Origin of the sequence: Vibrio sp. 1562 (assembly GCF_033340155.1) — a bacterium.
In the GTDB taxonomy this organism is placed as follows: domain Bacteria; phylum Pseudomonadota; class Gammaproteobacteria; order Enterobacterales; family Vibrionaceae; genus Vibrio; species Vibrio alginolyticus.
In genome coordinates this window covers 1-409 of record NZ_JAWOVY010000209.1, presented here as the reverse complement: position 1 = coordinate 409, position 409 = coordinate 1, and the positions used below count along the sequence as shown (strand labels likewise).

Genomic DNA, 409 nt, shown 5'->3' with positions numbered 1-409 from the left:
CAAGCTTCCGGCAGTAAGGATTGCAACGCTTCTTGCTCCAACGTTGCCGACATCACCACCAGCTTAAGATCGTCTCGCAATGCTTCTTGAACTTCCAAGCTAAGCGCCAAAGCCGTATCTGCATGAATACTGCGCTCATGGAACTCATCAAAAATCAGCAAATCGACACCATCTAGCTCAGGGTCATTTTGGATCATGCGAGTCATGACCCCTTCAGTCACAATTTCTAACTGAGTAGAAGCACTTACCTTTGTCTCGCCACGAACGCGATATCCCACTCGCTGGCCAACTTGCTCGCCCAGTTGCTCGGCCAAATATCTCGCGATATTGCGCGCAGCTAATCGTCTTGGTTCAAGCATGATGACTTTCCCAGTCACCACTTGGTTCTGGATAAGTCGTAAAGGGAAGT

The 409-nt window shown here is 49.1% G+C and carries 1 protein-coding gene; it reads right to left on the bottom strand.

The features are described from left to right. A partial coding sequence (locus R7Z49_RS24190; protein WP_318112257.1) for a DEAD/DEAH box helicase occupies positions 1–409 on the bottom strand: 409 nt, incomplete at both ends.